The organism is Corynebacterium sp. 2571A (genome assembly GCF_055700935.1).
Window position 1 is genome coordinate 18,847 of record NZ_JASTTE010000004.1, and the last position, 23,058, is coordinate 41,904.

Consider the following 23,058-nt stretch of genomic DNA (forward strand, 5'->3'; position numbering starts at 1 on the left):
CGCGCAGGCCGGATGGATGATACCGTCACTGGGTAGCCAGTTCCCGCCGCATTCAGTTGATGATTGTCAGAAAGGACCCACCATGACCACCCCGAACGATCCGCGCGACGGGCAGTCGCCGAACGAATCCTTCGGCGACCTTCCGCGCTACGAGCCGACCAACCACCCGGAGGACAACCCGAATTTCGGCTCCGCTTACCCCGGCGAGCATGAGGCCCCGGGCTACGGTTACGCGGGCGGGCAGGGCTATGCCGGTGGCAATGCCGGCTACCTGCATGGGCCGGAGCGCCCGCAGGCGGTCCGGTCCATCGGGTGGGGCTTTTCCGCCTTCGGCCGCAACTGGAAGACGCTGGTGCCGCTGGCGCTGGCCCTGGGCTTGGCCGGGGCGATCCTCTCGATGGGTATTTCCCTGCTCACCGGCGGGAATGTCGAGACCGCGTACTCGGGCGACTCCCTGGTCACCAGCCTGCTTAGCCTGGTGATCTCGCTGGTCGTTACTCCGGTGCTGTACCGGTTTGCCACCTGGCACGTCGACGAGCCACGGCCGGGCTTCGGCGCCCTCGGCAAAGACATGCACTGGGTCGCCGCCGGCGTCTACCTGGTGGTCCAGGGGATTATCACCATCATCATGGTGGGCGGAATGCAGCTGAGCGGCTTCACCGAGATGAGCGAAACCACCGACCCGGCCGAGGTGGATCCGAGCGTCTTCGCGGGTGTCTTCGCCTTCTTCCTGGCCTTTGCCCTGCTCGCGTTCTTCCTGTCCCCGCTGTTTACGCTGATGGCGTGGTTCGCGGCGGACGGCAAGACCGGGTTCGGCGCCTCCTTCTCGACGGGCTTTGCCGCCGGTAAGAAGAACTACCTGCAGCTGCTGTTGTTCAGCCTGCTGGTGGGCCTGATTTCCTTCGGCATCATGCTGGGGGTGACGCTGTTGAGCCTGCTCTTTATCAGCTTCGGCGTCGTGGGCGTCATCATCATGTCCATCGTCGTCATGCTGGGTGCCAGCATCGTGGCGGCCATCGTGCTGCTGGCCCAGGCGCACATGTACCGCTCGTGCGCGGCCAGCGTCGGCCTCTAGGAGGCGTTGAGTAAAGACTTCACCCCGCCCGGAGCACCTGGTTGTGCCCCGCGGTGGGGTGAAGTCTTTGTAGCGTTGTAGGTTGTTGTGGGTTACTGGATGGACTCGCGGGAGCGGGTCAGGGCCTTATCAAAGGCGTCCTTGACGGTCTTGCCGAACTCGCGGAACTCATCGGCGCGGGCGGCGGAGTTGCGGAAGACGAGTCCGATCTGGCGCTGGGCGGTCACGGAGTCATCAAAGCGAGCGATGCCCAGCTGCGGGTGGTTGGCCTCCGCGGCCAGGGCCGACTCCGGCACCAGGGTGGCGCCGAGGCCCGCGATGACCAGCTGCACGATGGTGGTCAGCGACGATGCCCGGGTCACCGAGTTGGTGGCCTCCGACGGGTTGATCTTCGCCTGGCGGCACAGGTCCACGATCTGATCGCGCAGGCAGTGGCCGTCGTCGAGCAGCAGCAGATCCAGCGAGTCCAGGTCGTCGAGCTTCAAGTCTTCGCGGCCGGCCAGCGGGTGATCGTTGGGCACAACCACGGCGAAGTCCTCGGTGTAGAGGGGGACTTCCACCAGACCGGAGACCTCCGACGGCAGGGCGATGATGGCAAGGTCCAGCTGGCCGTCGCGCAGGCGCTGGAGCAGGTGCTCGGTCTGTTCTTCGACGATCCGCGGCTCCATGTCGGCGAACTTGCTGTGCAGGTTCTTCAGCAGGTCCGGGAGGATGTACGGGGCCACGGTCGGGATAGCGCCGATAGTCAGGGGGCCGGAGAGATCCCCGTGGGCGCCGCGGGCGTGGGCGAAGAAGGCGTTGGCGGCCTCCAGGGTGGCCTTGGCGTAGGGCAGGAGCTTCTCGCCGGCGGCGGTGACGATGACCCGGCGGGTGGAGCGTTCAATCAATTGGATGTCGAGGCCTTGCTCCAAGGCGACCAGCGCCTGGGACAACGAAGGCTGGGAAATCTGGAGCTTTTGGGCGGCCGTGCCGAAGTGTTTGTTTTCGGCGATAGTGACGAATGTGCGCAGCTGAGCGAGGGTGGGACGGTACTCTTTATTATGCATACTTATCATTATATCATTAATAGATAGGGAGGTCTATTGACGTTCCGGAAACTGATAGGCATAATGGGAGTCGTTGGCCGCTAAGGCGGCCGCAGACCACAAATCTGGACTAAGCAACCTCATTAAAGGAGATGTTGTCAACAATGCCTATCTTGACCGTTGGGGAAAAGTTCCCGGAGTTCAACCTGACCGCGCTCACCGGTGGCGACCTGCACGACGTGAACGCCCAGCAGCCGGAGGACTACTTCGAGCAGGTTTCGCTGGATAAGTACGAAGGCAAGTGGAAGATCGTCTTCTTCTACCCGAAGGACTTCACCTTCGTCTGCCCGACCGAGATTGCGGCATTCGGCAAGCTGGACGAAGAGTTCCAGGACCGCGACACCCAGGTCCTGGGCGGCTCCACCGACAACGAGTTCGCTCACTTCAACTGGCGCGCCACCCACCCGGACCTGAAGTCCGTTCCGTTCCCGATGTTCTCCGACGTTCGCCACGACCTGATCCGTGCGCTGGGTGTCGAGAACGCCGACGGTGTCGCTGACCGCGCCACCTTCATTATCGACCCGGACGGCATCATCCAGTTCGTCTCCGTCACCCCGGACGCTGTGGGCCGCAACGTGGACGAAGTTCTCCGCGTGCTCGACGCCCTGCAGTCCGAAGAGGTCTGCGCTTGCAACTGGGAGGCTAACGACCCGACCAAGAACATCGACAAGATGGACGTCGTTCAGGAATCCCTGAAGTAAGACTCAAGCCATGGACCCCGTCGAAGTCCGCTCCGGCGGGGTCTTTGCGTCAACCCCGGTGAAAAATACCTATTAAAAACCAGAAGGAGAATAGTCTTGTCTATTGATAACCTGAAGAGCTCCATGCCCGAGTACGCCAAGGACCAGAAGCTGAACCTGGGCACCCTGACCCGCAGCACCGAGCTCAACGAGGAGCAGCTCTGGGGCTCCCTGCTGGCCGCTGCCGCCGCCACCCGCAACGACACCGTCCTCTCCGAGATCATGGAAGAGGCCAAGGAGCACCTGTCCGACGAGGCCGTCGAGGCTGCCCTGGGCGCTGCCACCGTCATGGCGATGAACAACGTTGCCTACCGCGCCAAGGGCTGGCTCGGCGACGACTACGCCCAGGTCAAGTTCGGCCTGCGCATGAACATCATCTCTAAGCCGGGCGTGGAGAAGGCCAACTTCGAGCTGTGGAACACCGTGGTCTCCGCCATCAACGGCTGCGAGCACTGCCTGGCCGCTCACGCGCACGAGCTGCAGGAAGCCGGCCTGACCAAGGAGCAGATCTGGGAGGCCGTCAAGGTCGGCGCCGTCGTCCAGGCCGTCGCCCAGACCGTCCAGATTGAAGCAGCCCGCTAAAACTAGCGCCGCGCTCTAAAGCACGCACCCGCCCGGAGGCTCTACGAAGAGCCCGGGCGGGTGTTTTCGCGCCTTGTGGGGAGCAGGCGCTTTAGTAGTCCACGCTGAGGCTGGACAGGCGGACCTCGCCGGCCTCGTCCGAGGCGTCCAGGTCAACGGTGCCGACCAGCGCGTAGGCGTTGTCGCCGTCCGGGTCCTTGATGATCTGGCGCACGTTCCACGTGCGCGGGTGGGTTTCTGCCAGTCGGAAGTACTCCGGGCCGCGGGCGGCGGGGCCGGAGTCGATGTCGGCGTATTCGTCGAAGTAATCGTCCAGCGCCGCGCCGAAATCGGGGACCTCGTCCAGGTAGTCGAGGAGCTCGGCCAGGCGGTCCTCCTTCTCGAAAGCGAAGAGCTGGACCAGGCGGAAGAAGTAGTTGCGCACCATGATGGTAAACGCGCGCTTGTTGGACGTCAGCGCGGTCGGGTCCTCCACGCCGAAGGCCAGCTCCCGGTCGACCGTGGCTTGGTCGACGGGGGAGTCCTCGCCGGCCATCTGCGCCCACTCGTCCACCAGGGAGCTGTCGACCTGGCGGATGAGCTCGCCCAACCATTCCAGGATGTCGGCGAGCTGCTCGGTCATGTACTCCTGCGGCACCGACTGCTTGAGCGTGCGCCAGCAGTCTGTCAGGTAGCGCAAGATTACGCCCTCGGAGCGGGCCAGGCCGTAGGTGGCGACCAGGTCGGAGAACGTCATGGCCTTCTCTACCATCTCGCGCAAAACCGACTTGGGCGCGATGTCGAATTCCTTGGCCCACGGGTTGCCCTCGCAGAAAGACTCGAAGGCCTGGTCCAGCAGTTCCTCCAGGGGCTTGGGCCAGGTGATCTCCTCGACGATGGCCATGCGCTCGGTATAGTCCACGCCCTCGGCCTTCAGCGCCGCGATCTCCTCGCCGCGGCGGGCCTTCTGCTGGGCCTGGAGCACCTGCCGGGGATCGTCCAGGATGGTCTCGAAACAGGAGATGATGTCCAGGGTAAAGGTCTCGGACTCGGGATCCAGCAGCGTCAGCGCCGCCAGCGCGAAGGGGGAGAGCGGCTGGTTCAGCGCGAAGTCCCGGGGCAGCTCGCGCACCAAGTGGTAGGGCCGGCCGTAGATGTCCAGGCCCTTGGTGGACTTTTGGACCACGCCGGCGTTGAGCAAGCCCTTGAACAGGTCCAGCGCGGTTAGGATGTGCTGGTTCTGCTGGGCGCGGGTGTCGTGGTTGGTCCGCAGCAGGTGCTTGAGGTGCTCGTAGCCATTGCCGTGCCGGGCCAGGACGTTGAGCAGCATGGAGTTCGACACGCGGAACTGCGAGGTCAGCTGCTCCGGCTCGGCGTGGGTCAGCCGCTCGAAGGTCTTTTCCGACCAGGAGACCTCGCCGTCGCGCGGGGCCTTTTTGCGAAGCTTCTTCAGCCGCTTCGGATCGTCGCCCACGCGGCGGCGGGCCTTGGCGTTTTCGATCTCGTGCTCGGGTGCTTCGACCACCACGGTGCCCTCGGTGTCGTAACCGGCGCGGCCGGCGCGCCCGGCGATCTGGTGGAACTCGCGGGACTTCAGGATGCGCTGGCGCGTGCCGTCGAATTTCGCCAGGCCCGTCATCAGCACCGTACGGATGGGCACGTTGATGCCTACGCCCAGGGTGTCGGTGCCGCAGATGACCTTCAGCAGGCCGCGCTGGGCGAGACGTTCCACCAGGCGGCGGTACTTGGGCAGCATGCCGGCGTGGTGGATGCCAATCCCCTTGCGCAGCAGCCGCGACAAGTCCTTGCCGAAGGTGGTGGTGAACCTAAAACTACCAATCTCGCCGGCGATGGCCTCCTTTTCCTCCGGTGTAATCATCGCCTTGAGGGAGGTCAGTGCCTGCGCGCGCTCAGCGGCCTCGCGCTGGGAGAAGTGCACCACGTAGATGGGCGCCTTGCCGGCGTTTAGCAGCTCCTCGATGGTGTCGTGGACGGCCAGGAAGGTGTAGCTGAAATCCAGCGGGACCGGGCGCTCCGAGCCCGCCACGAGGTCCGTGGTCCGGCCGGTGCGCTCGGTGAGATCCTTTTCCAGCCAGGTGGTGTCACCCAGGGTGGCGGACATCAGGAGGAACTGGGCCCGGTCCAGCTCCAGGAGCGGGACCTGCCAGGCCCAGCCGCGTTGCGGGTCCGAGTAGTAGTGGAACTCGTCCATGACCACCTGGTCGATTTTCGCGTCGCGGCCGTCGCGTAAGGCGATATTAGCCACGATTTCCGCGGTGGCGGCGATGATGGGGGCGTTGCCGTTGACGGTCGCGTCGCCGGTCATCATGCCAACGTTTTCCGCGCCGAAGATTTCGCACAGCGCGAAGAATTTTTCGCTGACCAGGGCCTTGATCGGCGCGGTGTAGAAACTGCGCTGCTCGCGGGCCAGGGCGATGAAGTGCGCGGCGTTGGCCACCATGGACTTGCCGGAGCCCGTCGGCGTCGCCAGGATGACGTTGTCCCCGGCGAGGATGCCTAACGATGCCTCCTCCTGGGCCGGGTAGAGCGAAATCCCGCGCTCGGTGGTCCACGCGGTAAACGTGTCCCAGATGGCGGTGTCGACGAGCGACTCCGGTACTTCGGCGAGGTCGGGCAGCATTTGCGTTAAAGTCACGCCTACCACTCTAGGTCATCGCCGCAACCGCCGTCACCGCCGGGCGCGGCCCGTCTAGCTCTCCTCGCCGCGATCCTCCGGCCCCGCCCCGGAGTCCAGATCCTGGTCGTCGCGGCCGTGGTTCATGTTGCGCTCAATGGCGCGGCGGACCTCTGGGTCCTGGTCATCGAGGTAGGCCAGGAAGCGCTCGAATTCCTCGCTGATTTCCTCGCCGGTGGGCATGTTCTGCTCGCCCGGCAGGACGGCCTGCGGGTGCTCGTCGCGGTAGTGCTCGAGGAAGGAGTCGTACTGCTCCTCGAGCTGGCGCACGACCTGGTTGACCTCCTCGGAGTCCTCGACCTGCTCGGCCAGCTGCTGGTTGACGCGTTCGACGTCGTGTTCCAGGCTGCCGAGCGGCAAGTCCAGGCCCGCGGCTGTGGCCACGGACTCCAGTAGCTGGAGCGTGGCGTGCGGGTACGGCGAAGAGGCCAGGTAGTGCGGCACGTGGACGGTAAAGCCGGCGACCTTGCGGCCGCGGTCGGCCAGCTCCTTTTCCAGGTAGAGCTGCGCCGAGCCCGGGACCATCATGGTGGAATCCAGCTTGAACATCCGCTGCTTGAGCCGGCGCGAGTTGCCGTGGGCGGTAATCACCAGCGGGCGGGTGTGGGGCACCGGCATCGGGGCAGCGTAGAGGCAGATGGTGTCCGAGACGTCGAACTTGTCGGCCAGGTCCGCCACCGCGTTGGTAAAGCCTTCCCAGCGCAGGTCGGGCTCGGGGCCGGACAGCAGCAGGAAGGGTTTTTCGCGGTTGTCGCGCACCACGCGCATGCTGAGGTCGAGCTGCTCGATCTCCATCGGGCTGTCGGCGTCGATGGTCACCGCGGGGCGCCGCGAGCGGTAGTCAATGAGTTCGTCGTTGTTGAACGCGGCCACGGGGCGCGATTCGAGCGCGGCGAGCAGGTGCGCGGCGCTGGCGTCGACCGCCTGGCCGGCGTCCGCGTAGCCGTTCATGGCTACTACGAGGGTGGGGCCGTTGCCGTCGTCGTTCGCGGAGTCGACCACTGGGGCAGGATACTCCAGTTCGTACATGCGGCGATCTTCATCAGGCATGTCTTTTCCTCCTTCTTTTACCTGCAACAACGATTCCCCGGCCGGGTTTATTCCTTAACCTTTTCGGGAACGCATTGGAGCTATTGTAGACCATCCGCAAGCACCGCGGCCTGTGGATAACGTGCCGATATATTACGTGGAATATAAAAACGGCGAGTTATCCACAGGCGCGCAGCGCTAGCGCTCGACCTCGGGCGGAATCCCGCCGATGATGACAGCATGACTACTTCACAACAACGCACGTACACGCCCGCCGAAATCCTTGCCGACATCCCCGGAAACCTTGGTTTCTACCCGTCCGAATCCCTCGTCATCGTCAGCTTTCAGCCTGTCCACGACGGACCCGAAAGCTTCGTCCCCGGCCCGCTGTTGCGCATCAGCATCGACGACGTCGAAGAAGGCTGGGAGGAGGGCCTCGCCCTGCTGGACAACTACCCCGACCACATCCTCCTGGCATTTATCATCAGCACCCGCCCGGAGCGCCACCTGGCCGAACTCATTGACTTCCTGAACGACCCAGACCAGTGCTGCCTCGACCTGGAGGGCCTGTGGATGGTGCCGGAAATCCAGGTCGGCCAACCCTACGAGGAGCTTTTTGCTGACCCGGCGCTGCACCAAGGCCCCGGCGGCGACGCGTGGCTCTACGGCCGCGTCGCGCCGATTACGGAGTCCTACAGCATGCGCGCCTGCCTCGCGGAGGGCGAACTGCCCGCGCTCGACCGGCAGGAATGCTTCGAGCCCTTCCAGCGCCGCAACCGCCTGGGGGAGCGGGAAGAACTCGCCGCGCTCGGCCGGCTGGCCATCGCCTGCGCTAACGATGCCTGCTGCGGCCGGCACACCTACGGCTACGACCTCGTAGCCATAGACAACGACGTCCCGGAGGTCTTAAGCGACATCGACGTCCCCGCCGACTGCCTCGCGGACGACGAGCTGCTGTTTACCGCCGCGGTGTGGATGGGCAGCACCAAGGCCCGCGACGTCGCCTTGCGCGGCTGCCTGGACAACCCCGCGGCCGCGGCAATCTTGATGCTGGCGCTGGCCCAGACCTTTAGCGGAACGATCCGCGCCAACGCGCTGGCCGTCTACTCGGTCTGCACCATCCAGATGGGGATCTACTACAAGGCCAGCACGGCGCTGATGGTCGGCCGCGAGGAATTCCCCGAGCACACCTTCCTTCGGCTGCTGCTCGGCGCCTTCCGCTGCGGGCTGAGCGAACACCTCATCGACAGCGTGCGCCAGGGCTCGGAGAAGGCCCGGCTGGCCGCCGTCTACGGGGTCTGCGGCTGCGACCCCGAGCCGCGAGCGGCCTAGCCGGGTTTTGCCTATTGGCGGCGGGCCGAGTGCGCCATGTCGCCGAGCTGGCGAGTGAACTCCCACGCGTCCGAGACGATGGTATCCAAGTCCGTGCGCGTCGGGTTCCAGCCCAGCTCGCCTTTGATCTTCTCGGAGGAAGCGATAAGCACCGCCGGGTCTCCCGCGCGCCGCGGGGCGTCCTCGGCGGGGATGGGGTGGCCGGTGACCTTGCGGCAGGCGGCGATGACCTCTTTGACCGAGTAGCCGTCGCCCGAGCCCAGGTTGTAAATCCGGTGGGTGCCCGGCTGGTTGCTCTCCAGCGCCAGCACGTGGGCGTCGGCCAGGTCGCGGATATGGATATAGTCGCGGACCGCGGTGCCGTCCTTGGTGTCCCAGTCGTTGCCGAAGATGAAGATCTTGTCGCGGTGCCCCAGGGCCACCTGCAAGATGATGGGGATGAGGTGGGTTTCCACCTCGCGGTTTTCCCCGATGGAGCCGTAGGCGCCGGCCACGTTGAAATAGCGCAGCGAGGTCGCCGCCAGGCCGAAGGCCTTCGCGTACGAGGTGATCATGTAGTCGATGGACAGCTTGGTCGCACCGTACGGGTTCGTCGGCGCGGTCGGCGCGTCCTCGGTGATGGGCACCTGCTCCGGCTCGCCGTAGGTGGCCGCTGTGGAGGAGAAGACGAGGTTGTTGACGTCGTTAGCCCGCATGGCATCCAGCAGGGCCAGGGCAGTGCCGACGTTGTCGTGCCAGTACTCGTTCGGGACCTCGACGGACTCTCCCACCAGGGAACGCGCGGCGAAGTGCACCACGCCGTCGAAGCCGCCCTCGGACAGCACCGACTGGGCCAGCTCGTCCACGCGGCCCTCGACCAGGCGCGCCTGCGCCGGGACGGCCTCGCGGTTGCCCGTGGAAAAATCATCGATGATCGTCACGTCGTGGCCGCGCTCGATTAGAACGGCGGCGCAGACGCTGCCAACATAACCGGCGCCGCCGGTGACCAGAAGCTTCATAAGGCTTAAGACTCCTCGATCCGCACGGCGTGGGCCAGGTCGTTGAGCAGCTCGACGCCCTGCCCGGACTTGGTGGTCAGGGTGATAGCTCCGTCGTTGTTGAGCGCGGTGACTTCGGCTCCGACGACGATCCCGGCGTCGTGCAGCTCCCGGAAGTGCTGGTGGTCGACCTGCAGGATCTCATTGATCTGGCTGACCACGCCGGTGACCTCTTTACCTTCTGGCAGGTCGATGGCGCGCGTGCCCTCCGGCTGTTCGGGCACGTTGGTGCCCAGCTGCGCCAGGCCCGGGATCGGGTTGCCGAAGGGGGAGCGCGCCGGATCATCCAGCACGGCGACGACGCGGCGCTCCACGTCTTCGCTCATGACGTGCTCCCAGCGGCAGGCCTCGTCGTGGACCTGGTGGATGTCCAGGCCCAGCACGTCGGTCAGCAGTCGCTCGGCCAGGCGGTGTTTGCGCATCACGGCGGTCGCCAGCTCGCGCCCGCTCGGGGTCAGATCCAGGCTCCGGTCGGTGCGCACGTGCAAAAGGCCGTCGCGTTCCATGCGGGCCACGGTCTGCGAGACCGTCGGGCCGGACTGCTCGAGCCGCTCCGCGATGCGGGCGCGCAGCGGGGTAATACCCTCTTCCTCGAGCTCGTAGATGGTTCGCAGATACATTTCGGTGGTATCGACTAGGTCCCTCACGTGGGCTGGCACCTTTCTGATTCCGGGGAGTGGATGATCGCTGACAGCGCAGGATTGCTCAACCTAAGCTGCGGCAAAACTAATACACCATAGTCTAGCGCATATCGCGGCGGGCCCGTTGTCGCAGTAAAGGCTATAAACGCCATTCGGCACTGGCTTAAGCGAATGAATAATGGCGAAACCGCCGGCCTGAAAGTACAGGTCCGGCGGCGGGGAGGCGGTGGATAAAAACCTACTGGGCGTACTCGCGCAGGCGGTCGGCGCGCTGGCCGTCGCGGAGCTTGGCCATGACCTCGCGCTCGATCTGGCGCACGCGCTCGCGCGACAGGCCGAACTGGCGGCCGATCTGGTCCAGGGTGCGCGGCACGCCGTCGTCCAGGCCGTAGCGCAGGCGGATGACGTCCTGCTCGCGCTGCTCCAGGGAGCCGATCACCGAACGGATATCGGAGTGGCGCAGGGAGGCGACGACGGCCGTTTCGGCATCGGTAGCCTCGGCGTCCTCGATAAAGTCACCCAGCGGGGCCTCTTCGTCCGCGCCGACCGGCATGTCCAGCGAGACCGGATCGCGGGACTGGCGCAGGAGCATCTCGATCTTGTCCTCATCGATGCCGGATTCCTCCGACAGCTCCTCGTTCGTGGCCTCGCGGCCCAGCGACTGGTACATCTCACGCTTGATGCGGGAGAGCTTGTTGACCTGCTCGACCAGGTGGACGGGCAGGCGGATGGTGCGCGACTGATCGGCCATGCCGCGGGTGATGGCCTGGCGGATCCACCAGGTGGCGTAGGTGGAGAACTTAAAGCCCTTGGCGTAGTCGAACTTCTCCATCGCGCGGATAAGGCCCAGGTTGCCCTCCTGGATAAGATCCAGCAGCGGCATGCCGCGGCCGGTGTAGCGCTTCGCCAGGGACACCACCAGGCGCAGGTTCGCCTCCAGCAGGTGGGAGCGGGCCTTCTTGCCTTCCTTGACGAGAATCTTCAAGTCGCGCTTCTCGGCGCGGGTGAGCTTTTCCGCGTTGTTGAGCTTGTATTCGGCGTACAGGCCGATTTCGATTTCCTGTGCCAGCTCGACTTCGTCCTCGGCGGACAAAAGAGCGGTCTTGCCGATGCCGTTGAGGTAAACCCGCACGAGGTCGGCCGAAGGGTTGTCATTAGTATGTCCGCGGCGCGAACCGCGATCTACTTCTTGCTCCGTGGCGTCTTGCTTAGATGAATCCTGGTCGTGGGAAGTGGTCATCTAGGGCCTCCTAAAGTATCGCCGGTTACAAACTACTCAACGGCTCGTGGCGCGGATTAGTTCCCCCACCAACTTTTGGGGGTGGCGAACTAGGTCTCCACCAGCAAAGTAAAGGGTCCTTGGTTGACTGAACAGACTTCCATCATCGCGCCGAAGCGGCCCTCGGCCACGGTGATGCCGCGGGAGCGCAGCTGGCGGACCAGCTCGACGATCACCGGCTCGGCCATCTCCGCCGGCGCCGCCGCCGACCAGGAGGGCCGCCGCCCGCGCGCCGTGGCCCCGTACAAGGTGAACTGGCTGACCACCAGGACGGGCGCGCCGGTATCCGTGACGGATTTTTCTCCGTCGAGCATCCGCAGCTCCGCGATCTTCCGCGCCATCTTCTCCACGGCGGCCGCCGTAGTGGACTCATCCTCGCAATCCTCCCGGGAGACCCCCACCAGGGCCAGCACCCCGCCGGTCTCCGGGCAGTCGATGCTGCCCACCGTCTCACCCGCCACGGTCACGCTCGCCTGCGATACCCGCGTCAACACTGCCTTCATTTCCGCTTCGTGCCTTTCTTCTCGTTGCCTGCTCGGTTGCCTGCTCGGCTGCGTGCTTCCTGCGCCGGTGCCTCCTGCGTCGGCGCTTAGTCCAGGAACTCGGCCGGCAGCACCAGCCCGTGCCGGATTAGGTCCACGATGGCCGGCACGGCCGAGCGCACCAGCTCCTCCTCATCCAGCCCGTGGGCGGCGGCGTACAAGGCGATGGTTTCGCCCAGGTTGAGCCCATCCGGCCGCAGGCCGGCCACCACGGCGGCCAGCCCGTCGTCGACCTCGTGCGACCAGCGCGGGCCCTCCGTGCGGGTCAGGCGCTTGACCGCCGGCTCGAAGCCCTGGTGGCTTTCGGCATCCGCGACGGAGATGTCCTCCAAGGCCACACCGGGGCGCAGCCCGAAGTACTTGGTCTCGATTTCCCCGGGCACTAGGTCGCGGAGCCAGGCCACGCGGGCGAAGTATTCTTCCACCTCCGGGCCCAGCGGATCGCTAAAGGACTGGGGCAGCGACTCCGCCAGGACCTCGGTGGGGACATCGTCAGCAATGCGCTGCAGCGCCACGAAGCCGAAGCCGATGCCGGTCACGTCGTGGTCGGACAGGTACTCCAGCCAGGCCTTGCTGCGCTTGCGGCCGGCGCGGGTGCGCACGTCGACGGATTCGTCGCGCAGCCACGTGGACACGTACAGCGCCGGGTCCGCCACGTCGCGCTCGATGACCCACGCGGCCACCCCGTGCGACGGCAACCAACTGGCCACGCGCTGCGCCCAGTTCTCGTCGGTACGGTGAACCCACGCCGCCAGCAGGTGCGCGGTACCGCCCGGGTTCAGGTAGTCCGCCACCTCCGAGACCACCTTCTGGGAGGCCCCGTCCAGCTCCATCCCGGAGTCGCGGTAGACGTGGCCCACCTCCGGCAGGCCCACCACGAACGGCGGGTTGGCCACCACGCGGTCGAAACGCCGGCCCGCCACCGGCGCGAACCAGGAACCTTCCACAAGCTCCACCCGGTCGCCGGCACCGGCCGCGGCCACCGTCGCGCGCGCCAGCCGCAGGGCGCGCTCGCTCACATCGGTCGCGGTGACCGACTCCGCGCAACCCAGCTGGCCGAGCACCTGCACGCCCGAGCCCGTGCCCAGGTCCAGCACCGTGCCGACCGGGGAGAGGGGAGTGGACTGCAGCAGCGACAGGCTGGCCGCGCCCACGCCCACCACGTGCTGGGAGCCGGGCACGTGGTCGACCAGGGAGGCATCGACGTCAGAAAAGACCACGCGCTCCCGGCCGGCGATGATCTGCGGCCGAATCTCCAGCGCGCAGTAGACCGTGCCGTGCTCGTCCGCGCGCACGATGCCGGTATCCACCAGCTGCGTCGCCAGCCGCGCGCCCACGGCCTGGGCCAGGGCGGTGGCCGGGACGGCATCGTGCAGCAAAAAGATGCGGACAAGCCACGCCATCTGGCTGTTGTCCCGGCAGCGCAGCGCCACCGGGGCATACTCGCCACGGTGCAGGGCCTCGGTGACCTCCGGGCCCAAATAGCCGGCAATACCGGCCACGTCGAAACCGGCGGAGGTAAAGACATCGGCGAGCTCACCCGCCAGCGCGGAGAGATCGTCCGGAAGCGGCAGACAAAAGCGTTCAGTGGCGGGCATAGCAGGCAGGCTCCTTGCTTTTTAAGGGTTCTTCGGGTCGTCGTGGTCGATGGTCTCCGGCTGCTCGAGCTGCGCACGCTGCTGGCCGGACACCTGCCCACGCTGCTGGGCGGCCATCTGCCGAGCCAGCGCCGGCTTGTATACGTTGCGCTCGCGCTTGTCCTTCGGCTGGCCGCGCCCGTTGGCGATGACCACCGCCGCCCACGGCAGCGGCAGCGTGAGCCCGGAGACAATCCCCGCCGCGATCCACGCCTGATGCGCGTAGACCAGGTAGATGGAGATAAACAGGGCGGGGATACGGATAAACTGCAGGATGGCGTAGACCACCTCGCGGTGGTGGCGATCCTGGCCGGGGCCGACCTTGGCATCCGTAATCAGGGACACCGAGGCACGCCGGAAGAGGCGGCGGGAGCCCTTAACAGGGGGATCGCCGTCCGGATTGTCAACGGTGTACGGTTCCATGCCTCCCTAGGGTAGCTGGGGACTCGCATTAATCCACACTCTTGCGGCAAAATGGGGTGCTGTGAGTACGACGACGAAAACAATCGAAAGGCCAGACGTCCGGGAGGATACGTCCACCCCGAATGACGACACCCCGAAATTCTTCCACTACGTAAAGAAGGACCAGATCCTCGACTCCGCGGTCAACGGCAAGATGGTTGTCGCGCTGTGCGGGGAGACCTTCCCGGTGACCAAGCAAGCCAAGCCCGGTTCGCCGGTCTGCCCCGACTGCGAGCGGATTTTTAAGGGTCTGCGGCGCAAGTGATTCCGGGCAAGAACAAAGGCAAACTCCGCCAATGGCAGCAGGAGGCGCTGGAGAAGTTCTTGCGCACCAAGCCCCAGGACTTCATGGCCGTGGCGACGCCGGGCGCCGGTAAGACCACCTTCGCCCTCCGCGTGGCCACCGAGCTGCTCGAAGATCGGACCGTCGAACGCGTCATCGTGGTGGTACCTACCGAGCACCTGAAGATCCAGTGGTCGTCCGCCGCCGCCCGCGTCGGCATGTCCCTGGACGCGCACTTCACCAACTCCTCGGCGGTCAACCCCGCCTACGACGGGATCGTGGTCACCTACGCCCAGGTCGGCATGCACCCGTTCAAGCACCGGGCGGTCGCCTCCGCGCGGCGCACCCTGGTCATCCTGGACGAGATCCACCACGCCGGCGACGCCAAGAGCTGGGGCGACGGCGTGCGCGAGGCCTACGACGACGTCAACCACCGCCTGGCGCTGACCGGTACGCCCTTCCGCTCCGACGATTCCCCGATCCCCTTCGTGCGCTACGAGCAGGACGGGGAGGGCCACCTGGTCTCCCGCTCCGACCACGCCTACAACTACGGCGACGCGCTGGCCGATGGCGTCGTGCGCCCCGTGGTCTTTTTGGCGTATTCCGGCGAAGCCCGCTGGCGCGATTCCGCGGGCGAGGAGTACGCCGCGCGCCTGGGCGACATCCTCAACCCCGAGCAGACCGCGCGCGCCTGGCGCACGGCCCTGGACCCGAAGGGGGACTGGATCCCCGCGGTGCTGCAGGCCGCGCACACGCGCCTGATGCAGATGCGCCGCAGCATGCCCGATGCCGGCGGCCTGGTGCTGGCCACCGACTCGACGACCGCCCGCGCCTACGCGAAGATCCTCAAAGGCATTTCGAACACCCCGGTCTCGGTCATCCTGTCCGACGATCCGGGCTCGTCCGAGCGGATCGATGAGTTCTCGGAGAGCAACGACGAGTGGATGGTCGCCGTCCGCATGGTCTCCGAGGGCGTCGACGTGCCCCGGCTGGCCGTGGGCGTGTACGCGACCTCGGCGTCGACGCCGCTGTTTTTCGCCCAGGCCATCGGCCGCTTCGTGCGCTCGCGCATGCCCGGCGAGACCGCCTCGGTCTTCCTGCCGTCGGTGCCCGTGCTGCTGGGGCTGGCTGAAAACATGGAAAAGTCCCGCGACCACGTCCTAGGCAAGCCGGATCGGCCCAAGGAGGGCTGGGACGACGAGCTGCTAGAGCAGGCCAACCGCAAGGAGTCCGAGCCGGACCTGGACAAGCCCTACGAGTCGCTCGGCGCCGACGCGGAGTTCTCCTCGCTCATCTACGACGGCTCCTCCTTCAACACCGCCGCCTTTACTGACGATGCGGAACAGGCCGATTTCCTCGGCATCCCCGGGTTGCTGGACGCCCAGCAGGTCAAGGACTTGCTGCGCAAGAAGCAGGAAGAAGAGATGGACGCCCGGGAGGCGCGGGAGAAGGCGCGCCGGGCTGAGGCTGCGGCGGAGGAGCATCGGCGGCAGATCTACGGCATGCCGAGCGCGCCGAAGCAGAAGCAGCAGCCGCAGGGCGGCGGGGACGGGGAGGTCGCCGTCGACGAAATCGCGCGGCTGCGCAAGGAGCTCAACACCGTCGTCTCCATCACCGCCGGGCGCAAGGGGAGGCCGCACGGTGCCATCCACAACGAGGCCCGCAAGGCCTGTGGCGGGCCGCCGACCGCGTTGTGTAACGCCGAGCAGCTGCGCGAGCGCATCGAGTACCTGCGCGCGTGGTAGCGTTCGCGCTGCGAAGTAGGCCACTTATTCGCTATTGTGGGGCGGGATAGTTAGTTATAGCACTAGGAAAGAGGGTAGAAATGACCACTCCCAACAACCCTTATGGCAACGACCAGAACAACGACCCGAACCAGGGCCTGCCGTCCTACGGTGATTCCCGCCCGGGTGCTAACGATGCCCAGGGCCAGCACGCAGCCGAGCCCGGAGCCGGCGCCGGCTCCGGCTACGGCGGCACCGGCGAGGCGAATGCTGGCTTCGACGGCGGCGCCTATGGGGCCTCGCCGGAGGGCAACGCCTACGCCGCTCCGGCCGCCGGCTACGGCGGCTCCCAGTACCAGGGCGGCTTCGAAAACGCGCCGAACTTCGAGAAGTCGAAGCTGGCGTTGGCCGTTCTCATCGTCGGTATTGTTGCCTTGGTCGGCCTGATTGTCGGCGGCTTGGGTGCACTCGTGGGTGTCGTGGGCGTGGTGCTGGCCATCGTGGCCTTGGTGCGCAATGCCAAGAAGCCGAAGGAGGCCCGCCGCACCTGGATGTCGGTGGTGGGCCTTATCCTCTCGCTGATTTCGGTCGCCTTCGGCGTGCTCATGGTGATCTTCATCGGCTGGGTCTTCAACGAGACCAACTTCGAAGAGTGCATGAGCCTTCAGGACGAGCAGGCGCAGCGCGAGTGCGTCGAGCGCCAGAGCGAGGAACTGGTCAACTCGAACAACTAGGATCTTATTCCTCCTGGTCCCCGCCTGGTGCGGGGGCCATTTTTGTGTCTAAGTGTGCCTAAATTGTGCCCAAATTATGCCAACTTATGGCTACTTGGGCACGTTGCTCCATTTTTCGGCCTTTGGGCAGCTCGTGCCGAGGAAATGGCCGTTTTCGGACTGTGGATGGTGTGCGCAGGATGGTTATTTTGCCCCGAGTTATCCACAGATCGGGTCTTCGGCCCTTGTAGGGGTTGATCTGGGCTTCTAGCGTGTGAGTCATGACAACGACAGCCATGGACACACTCAAAGCAGCGCACGCCATCTTCGCGGACGGGATCCAGTATTTGGACCTGTGCCGCCAGCTCAGCCTGCCCGCTATGAAGGCTGTCATGTCCGACGTCGCCGCCGCCGCGCAGCACCGTGCCTGCCAGACCTTCTTCGGGAAAACGTCCTATACGCGCAAGCAAGCCGCCGCCCGCCGGGCAGCCGCTTCTCAGGGCCACCACCTCGACACCCTCTTAGTGTTGGACAATGCCTTCCGCCGGGTACGCCACCAGGGCGACGCCTGGGCCATGCTCATCGAACTGTGCAACACCCCCGGCACCACCAAACAACTCCGCCGACTAGCCAACCAAAAAGTGCTGGAGCTCAACCGCCCGGCCCCACCCGCCGAAGGCGTAAAAGTCACCCGCCGCAAAGACGGACCCAGCACCTTCTCCATCACCGGGGACCCACAGCTGGTAGAAAACCTCTGGGCATCAATTAAGACCATCCCCGACGTCGAAGCCTTGTTCAGCGGCGGCCTAGAAAAACAACCCAAGACCACCCACGTGGTCATCTCCCTTCCCGACTGGGTGCGCATCCTTGCCGGCGACGGGGAGGACATCACACTGCAGCTGAGCAACGGCACCACCATGACCGGTGCCGACTACGTCCGCCAATGCCTACTGGACGCCGGCCTAGCCACCCTGGTGGACCCGAGGCGCGGGCCGGTCAACCAATACCGCTACCAACGACATGCCTCACCCAAGCAGAAAGACATGGCCAAGGCAGAGACCACCACCTGTGCCTGGCCAAACTGTAGGAAACCGGCGGATGAGTGCCAGGTCCACCACATCCACCCCTGGGCAGGCGGCGGAGAAACCAACCAAGAAAACCTGACACTGTTGTGCGAGTTCCACAACTCCTGGAACGACGACGACCCCGCCTACCCCAGACACGGAAGAGTCCACCGAAGACACGGCAAAGTCACCTGGGACCCACCCTGGAGCGGCGGGCCCTAGGCCCGCCGTGAAAACAAAGCCGAGAGAGCAAAGCCGCGAGAACAAAGCCGCGGGACTGACGGCTGACACGAGGTCAGCCGAGGGAAAAGAAACACCAAAGTCAACCAAACCCCACCACTGCCGGGCAACAGGCAAAGGCACAAGAAAAGGCGCCACGGACCACGTCCGTAGCGCCTACTCGGCGTGCCTAAAGACCCTCGACCGGCCCGTTGGCGCGGACGAGCTGGCGGGCTTCCTCGCGGACGACATCGTAGATGGTCAGCGTCGGGGCCAACTGCGCGAGCTCCGCCCAGGTGGTCAGGTGCTCCGGCTTCAGCGGCACGTAGTAGGAGACTCGGCCCTTGAGCTCGGCGGCGCCGGCGCGCGTGATGTGCGCGGCCATGGCCGACAGGTAGGGCACCCAGGCCCACTGATTCTTCTGGCGCTTGCCGGCGGTGTGCGCAAACCGGCGCAGCAGGTGCAGGTGCGCGCGGATTTCCTCGCCGACGACGTTCGCCTCCTGCTTCATCATCTCTTCCCGGAACTCCGCGAAGCCTGTGACGTCGATGAACTTCTTCCGGCGGCGCAGGATCTCGGCCCAGCCGTGGCGCAGGGCGGAGGCATCGGCGACGCGGCGGGCGGCGGCGACATCGTAGAGCGCCTCGAGTGCTTGCTGCGTGTTATTCGCCTTGGCCGCCGTCAGCACCTCCTTCATCACCTGCTGCGTGTCCGCGGTGCCGGTGTCCTCGCCGCCGCGCAGCAGCTCCAAGAGCACCTCGCCGCCGGCGGTGCGGATGAAATCGGTGGCATCGTCCCAGTCGGCGTGCCCGTCGACCAGATCGTTGAGCTGCTCCACGACGCGAATCCACGGCAGCGCACGGAATTCCGCGACGCGCTCGCCGTTGCTGTGGAAGTCATAATTGGCCAGCCCGTGCGCGATAGCCAGGGCCGGCTGGTCGCCGGAGCGCACGTTGGACCGCCCCAGCGCCTCGAGCATGTGGCGCGGGTCGGCATCGATGGTCTTGCGCAGCACACCGGCCATCGGGCGGGTAGCGGCCGGGCCCAGGTTCCGCAGCGCAAACAGGTGGCGCCACAGCGCGGGCTGCTCGTGCTTGGCAATGGTCGCCCGCGGGTTCGTCCCGGAGAGCTTGTAGGCCAGCTCGTCGCCCTGTCCGTCGTCGAAGTAGCCGTCCTGGGCGACGATGAACGCCCGCATCGCCGGCCGGTTCGGCGCCTTGGCCTGGTAGCCGGGCTGCGCCTCCACCACGTCGACGGCCAGCGGGCCGGCCTCCTGCAGCTCCTCGGGCACGCGCGTGGCGAGCTGCGCGGAAAACTCCACCCGCCACGGCGCGATGTCCGGGCGCGTGACCGGCCACAGGAAACCGGTCAGCTGCCGGCCCATCGCGTTGCCGGACAGCCGCAGGCTATCGCCCACAATCCGCCCCGACAGCTCAAACTCCGACTCGTTCAGCCGCAGCAGGGTAGCCAACTGCACGTCCGGGGTGGCGTGCGCCTCCCACGCCTTCTCGAACTCGAGCTCCGAGCCGAAGGAATCCGCCAGCTCGGACCACGTCTGCGCCGCCGATGCCGGATGCCACGCCAGCGTGGCCACCAGGTTGGCATGCGCCTCGGGGAAGGCGTGCTGGATGGCGCTATTGCCCACCGTGAACACGCGGCCGTGGCGGCGGCGCTTGAGCTGGATGACCTTGACCTTGCGGGAGACCTCGTGGGTCAGCAGCAGGGCCGCAGACCCGCCGATGGCTACGGGGAAGCGCACCTTCAGCTCGCCGTTGCGCGCCAGGGAGCCCTGCGGGATGGTGCCGGGGTGGGTGTCCCAGTCCGGCTGCTCGCCGCGCAGGTCCAGCGAGTACTTCAGCGCCTTAGGCACCACCACGACGTCGAGGCAGTAGTCCACGGCGTTGGAGATCTGGAACATGGCGGTCTCGGCGTCGCGGGGCACGGACTGCGTCTTGTCGAAGGGCACGTCGATGTACTTTTCCGCCGCCTTGCGCTGGGAGTAATAGGCCTTGGTGTAGGCGTTGGCGTCGGCGGCCTGGTCGGGGTGCCTAAACTGCGCGCCGTTATAGGTCACGTGCAGGTCAAAGCCCTCGGCCATGTTGAAGGTGCGGCGATCCACCAGGGTCTCGTCGCGCAGCACGTCGACCTCGTAGCGGCCGACCCAGGCGTCCTCGTAGGCGTCGGCGAACAGCGCCAGCTCCTGGCCCTGGAACTCGGCCAGCTCCAGTAGCTGCTCGACCAGTTCGCGCTCGCCCAACGGGTCGACGTAGTACAGCTCCACGGACCACTCCGGGGCCGGGTCGACCGGCAGCACCAGGCGCGGCGAGGAGCCGTAGATGCGCCCGGCATCCGTGCCGCGCACGTCCGCGATGGCGTTGTCGGTGCTGCGCCACTCCGGCAGGCGCGAATGCGGATCCTCCGGGGTGGACACGCGCACCTGGCGGGTGGTGAAGCTGGCCGGGTGATCCAGCGCGATGGTCAGCGTCTCAAACTCCGCGGCGGCCAGGTCGCGCAGCTCGAACAGGGACCATTCCGGCCAGGTGGTAAAGCGCAGCTCGTCGGCGACTTCCACGGCCGCGCCCTCGGCTGAGAACTTCGTGCGCGTCGGCGCCAGGACGAAGACCTCCGCGGTGGTGATGCGGTGCTGGTCCGGCAGCGGGCGGCAGTCCGGGCCGAAAAACAGGACGGGGAAGTCCTCCGCCACCACGCCCAGGCGGTGTTTGGTGCCGCTGGCCGCGTGCGTGGCGGTGACCCTAGCGGTCGGCTGGACGAGCGCGACGCGGGAGGGGGCATCGCGCAGCTCGGGCGGCTGGGCCTGCGGGGTAATGCGGAAGGTGTCGAAGCCGGCGTCGACGGACCAGGCGCTCGACGGGTCCGGCAGGACCAGGCTGAGCCGCCCGGCCTCCGGGTCGAGCTCCAGCCACGGGCGATACTCCGCGTAAGGCGCCACCGGCAGCTCCAGCGGCTCCGTGTCCACCCCGCCCGACGATGCCGCCTCGCGCACCGCCTCCAGCGCCTCGCCGTCGACCTGCAGCTGGGCGGCGGCTGTGTCCCAGAAGGAGGCGGAATCGGCCAGCTGGGTGCGCGCGTTGGTCAGCACGGCGGCCACGATGTTGGGGTGGGCGCCCGCGACCTCGGCCGGGGCTTCGGCGGCTGTTAGGGCGCGGCCGAACTCGGTGCTCAGCCAATCGAGCTGGGCGGCGCTCAGCTCGGCCGGGTCGTGGTCGGCTAGGGCGTCGTCGGCGGCGCGCAGGCGCTCGGCGGCCGTGGAAAAGTGCTGGAGGCAAGAGGGGAAATCTGCAGGGAAGGCCACGGTTTAAAACTCCTGAAGTGGTGAAACAAGAATGTGGGCAGTAGCAGTGACACGACTGAGCCCGAACCTTAAACGTCGGTAAAGGCTCGGGCTCGGTGGCGGGGTGGGCATTTTAGTCGAGGTAGTCCCGCAAGACCTGAGAGCGCGAGGGGTGGCGCAGCTTCGACATGGTCTTGGACTCGATCTGGCGGATGCGCTCGCGGGTGACGCCGTAGACCTGGCCGATTTCGTCTAAAGTCCGCGGCATGCCGTCGGTCAGGCCGAAGCGCAGGCGCACCACGCCGGCTTCGCGCTCGGACAGCGTGGTCAGCACGTCCTGGAGCTGGTCCTGCAGGAGGGTGAAGGAGACGGCATCGACGGCGATGACGGCCTCGGAGTCCTCGATGAAGTCGCCCAGCTGGCTGTCGCCCTCGTCGCCAATGGTCTGGTCCAGGGAGATGGGCTCACGCGCGTACTGCTGGATCTCCAGCACCTTTTCCTCGGTGATGTCCATCTCCTTGGCCAGCTCCTGCGGGGTGGGCTCGCGGCCCAGGTCCTGCAGCAGCTCGCGTTGGATGCGGCCTAGCTTGTTGATGACCTCGACCATGTGGACCGGGATGCGGATGGTGCGGGCCTGGTCGGCCATGGCGCGGGTAATGGCCTGGCGGATCCACCAGGTGGCGTAGGTGGAGAACTTGTAGCCCTTGGTGTAGTCGAACTTCTCCACCGCGCGGATGAGGCCCAGGTTGCCTTCCTGGATGAGGTCGAGGAAGGCCATACCGCGGCCGGTGTAACGCTTAGCCAGGGAGACCACCAGGCGGAGGTTGGCCTCCAGCAGGTGGTTCTTAGCCTTGCGGCCGTCGCGGGAAATGGTGCGCAGGTCGCGCTTGAGGGACGGGGAGAGCTTGGCGTCCTTGTCGCCGTCGGCGAGCGCCTTTTGCATCTCGTCCATGCGGTGCTGGGCGTAGAGGCCGGCCTCAATGCGCTTGGCCAGCGAGACCTCCTGCTCCGCGTTCAGCAGCGCGACCTTGCCGATCTGCTTGAGGTAGGCGCGCACGGAGTCCGCGGAGGCGGTCAGCTGGGCGTCCTTGCGGGCCTGGCGCAGCGCGGCGGATTCCTCCTCGTCCCAGACGGAGGAGCCGTCGTCTTCTTCCTCGTCCTCGTCGACGTCATCGACGTCGCCGTCCAGCTCCTCGTCCTCGTCGTCGAGGTGCTCTTCCAAGTCGGCGTGGTCCGGCTCGAAGTCGTCGTCAGTGACGCTGGCGCCGAACTCGTCCTCGTTGTCGGTGGCCGGCTTCTGCTCCTCGGCCGCGGTGGCCGCGAGGTTCTGCTCGTCGTCCTTGGTCTTCTTGGCGGTCGCCTTCTTCGGCGCGGCCTTGCGGGTCGACTTCTTGGCGGTCTTCTTAGCCGTCTTTTTGGCGGTCTTCTTAGCGGTCTTCTTTGCCGACTTCTTGGCGGTCTTTTTAGCCGACTTCTTCGCCGTCTTTTTGGCCGTCTTCTTTGCCGTCTTGGCGGCAGGCTTTCCCGCAGGGGTATTTGCCTCTGCGTCCTCGCCGAGTACCTTGTCGGAAGAATCAGTGGCTGCCACGTACGCCCTTTCGCCTTAATTGTTACAGTCAAAACCTATACCGCGGTGTGTCGGTCGGTT

General features: G+C 66.0%; 19 protein-coding genes. 8 read left to right on the plus strand and 11 right to left on the minus strand.

Features of this window, described 5'->3' with window-relative positions:
- The first annotated feature begins 82 nt into the window (after window positions 1-82).
- Window positions 83-1,075 carry a hypothetical protein gene (locus QQS53_RS08790; RefSeq protein ID WP_472775482.1) on the plus strand — a complete coding sequence of 331 codons (993 nt, stop codon included), beginning with the start codon at window positions 83-85 and terminating at the stop codon, window positions 1,073-1,075.
- Between the two features lie 92 nt (window positions 1,076-1,167).
- Here the strand turns inward: QQS53_RS08790 and QQS53_RS08795 are convergent, their stop codons facing one another.
- Complete coding sequence (locus QQS53_RS08795) at window positions 1,168-2,121, minus strand: LysR substrate-binding domain-containing protein (protein ID WP_472775483.1); 954 nt, start codon at window positions 2,119-2,121, stop codon at window positions 1,168-1,170.
- A 143-nt stretch (window positions 2,122-2,264) separates the two neighbouring features.
- Between QQS53_RS08795 and QQS53_RS08800 the strand changes: the two genes are divergently transcribed.
- Both QQS53_RS08800 and ahpD read left to right on the plus strand, forming a co-directional pair.
- The gene (locus QQS53_RS08800; RefSeq protein ID WP_472775484.1) at window positions 2,265-2,861 is read left to right on the plus strand and encodes a peroxiredoxin; all 597 of its coding nucleotides are present in this window, start codon (window positions 2,265-2,267) and stop codon (window positions 2,859-2,861) included.
- A gap of 96 nt (window positions 2,862-2,957) precedes the next feature.
- Entirely contained in the window at window positions 2,958-3,482 is a 525-nt protein-coding gene (gene ahpD, locus QQS53_RS08805) for an alkylhydroperoxidase, AhpD family (RefSeq protein ID WP_448232743.1), read from the plus strand.
- Between the two features lie 91 nt (window positions 3,483-3,573).
- Here ahpD and QQS53_RS08810 read toward each other — a convergent pair whose 3' ends face one another.
- Together QQS53_RS08810 and QQS53_RS08815 are read right to left on the minus strand one after the other, a co-directional pair.
- Window positions 3,574-6,117: a DEAD/DEAH box helicase gene (locus tag QQS53_RS08810; RefSeq protein WP_472775485.1), complete on the minus strand. Its 2,544-nt coding sequence runs from the start codon at window positions 6,115-6,117 to the stop codon at window positions 3,574-3,576.
- A gap of 54 nt (window positions 6,118-6,171) precedes the next feature.
- Complete coding sequence (locus QQS53_RS08815; RefSeq protein ID WP_472775486.1) at window positions 6,172-7,206, minus strand: PAC2 family protein; 1,035 nt, start codon at window positions 7,204-7,206, stop codon at window positions 6,172-6,174.
- A gap of 219 nt (window positions 7,207-7,425) precedes the next feature.
- On the opposite strand from QQS53_RS08815, the gene QQS53_RS08820 reads away from it, so the two are divergent.
- Window positions 7,426-8,517, plus strand: a complete 1,092-nt coding sequence (locus tag QQS53_RS08820) for a DUF4192 domain-containing protein (RefSeq protein WP_472775487.1) — start codon at window positions 7,426-7,428, stop codon at window positions 8,515-8,517.
- An 11-nt stretch (window positions 8,518-8,528) separates the two neighbouring features.
- Here QQS53_RS08820 and galE read toward each other — a convergent pair whose 3' ends face one another.
- From galE to QQS53_RS08850, 6 genes are all read right to left on the minus strand, one after another.
- Window positions 8,529-9,515, minus strand: a complete 987-nt coding sequence (galE, locus tag QQS53_RS08825) for a UDP-glucose 4-epimerase GalE (RefSeq protein ID WP_472775488.1) — start codon at window positions 9,513-9,515, stop codon at window positions 8,529-8,531.
- A gap of 5 nt (window positions 9,516-9,520) precedes the next feature.
- The gene (locus QQS53_RS08830; protein ID WP_472775489.1) at window positions 9,521-10,201 is read right to left on the minus strand and encodes a metal-dependent transcriptional regulator; all 681 of its coding nucleotides are present in this window, start codon (window positions 10,199-10,201) and stop codon (window positions 9,521-9,523) included.
- Window positions 10,202-10,433: 232 nt separating this feature from the next.
- The gene (locus QQS53_RS08835; protein ID WP_368519196.1) at window positions 10,434-11,435 is read right to left on the minus strand and encodes a sigma-70 family RNA polymerase sigma factor; all 1,002 of its coding nucleotides are present in this window, start codon (window positions 11,433-11,435) and stop codon (window positions 10,434-10,436) included.
- A gap of 89 nt (window positions 11,436-11,524) precedes the next feature.
- Complete coding sequence (dtd, locus tag QQS53_RS08840; RefSeq protein ID WP_472775490.1) at window positions 11,525-11,977, minus strand: D-aminoacyl-tRNA deacylase; 453 nt, start codon at window positions 11,975-11,977, stop codon at window positions 11,525-11,527.
- Window positions 11,978-12,063: 86 nt separating this feature from the next.
- The gene (locus tag QQS53_RS08845) at window positions 12,064-13,614 is read right to left on the minus strand and encodes a DUF7782 domain-containing protein (RefSeq protein WP_472775491.1); all 1,551 of its coding nucleotides are present in this window, start codon (window positions 13,612-13,614) and stop codon (window positions 12,064-12,066) included.
- A 21-nt stretch (window positions 13,615-13,635) separates the two neighbouring features.
- A complete protein-coding gene (locus tag QQS53_RS08850; RefSeq protein WP_472775492.1) occupies window positions 13,636-14,076 on the minus strand; it encodes a DUF3099 domain-containing protein in 441 nt (146 codons plus the stop codon).
- Window positions 14,077-14,137: 61 nt separating this feature from the next.
- Between QQS53_RS08850 and QQS53_RS08855 the strand changes: the two genes are divergently transcribed.
- From QQS53_RS08855 to QQS53_RS08870, 4 genes are all read left to right on the plus strand, one after another.
- Window positions 14,138-14,380, plus strand: coding sequence for a DUF3039 domain-containing protein (locus QQS53_RS08855; protein ID WP_070768436.1), 243 nt, complete (start codon window positions 14,138-14,140; stop codon window positions 14,378-14,380).
- Window positions 14,380-16,143 carry a DEAD/DEAH box helicase gene (locus tag QQS53_RS08860; protein WP_472775683.1) on the plus strand — a complete coding sequence of 588 codons (1,764 nt, stop codon included), beginning with the start codon at window positions 14,380-14,382 and terminating at the stop codon, window positions 16,141-16,143. The genes QQS53_RS08855 and QQS53_RS08860 overlap by 1 nt, the downstream gene beginning before the upstream one ends.
- 80 nt (window positions 16,144-16,223) lie before the next feature.
- Window positions 16,224-16,856 (plus strand): hypothetical protein, encoded by a 633-nt coding sequence (locus QQS53_RS08865; protein ID WP_472775493.1) that lies wholly within the window; start codon window positions 16,224-16,226, stop codon window positions 16,854-16,856.
- A gap of 260 nt (window positions 16,857-17,116) precedes the next feature.
- Window positions 17,117-18,121 carry an HNH endonuclease signature motif containing protein gene (locus tag QQS53_RS08870; protein WP_472775494.1) on the plus strand — a complete coding sequence of 335 codons (1,005 nt, stop codon included), beginning with the start codon at window positions 17,117-17,119 and terminating at the stop codon, window positions 18,119-18,121.
- 187 nt (window positions 18,122-18,308) lie between these two features.
- Here the strand turns inward: QQS53_RS08870 and QQS53_RS08875 are convergent, their stop codons facing one another.
- Together QQS53_RS08875 and QQS53_RS08880 are read right to left on the minus strand one after the other, a co-directional pair.
- Window positions 18,309-21,431: a hypothetical protein gene (locus QQS53_RS08875; protein ID WP_472775495.1), complete on the minus strand. Its 3,123-nt coding sequence runs from the start codon at window positions 21,429-21,431 to the stop codon at window positions 18,309-18,311.
- 112 nt (window positions 21,432-21,543) lie between these two features.
- Complete coding sequence (locus tag QQS53_RS08880) at window positions 21,544-22,998, minus strand: RNA polymerase sigma factor (protein WP_472775496.1); 1,455 nt, start codon at window positions 22,996-22,998, stop codon at window positions 21,544-21,546.
- Window positions 22,999-23,058 lie beyond the last annotated feature (60 nt).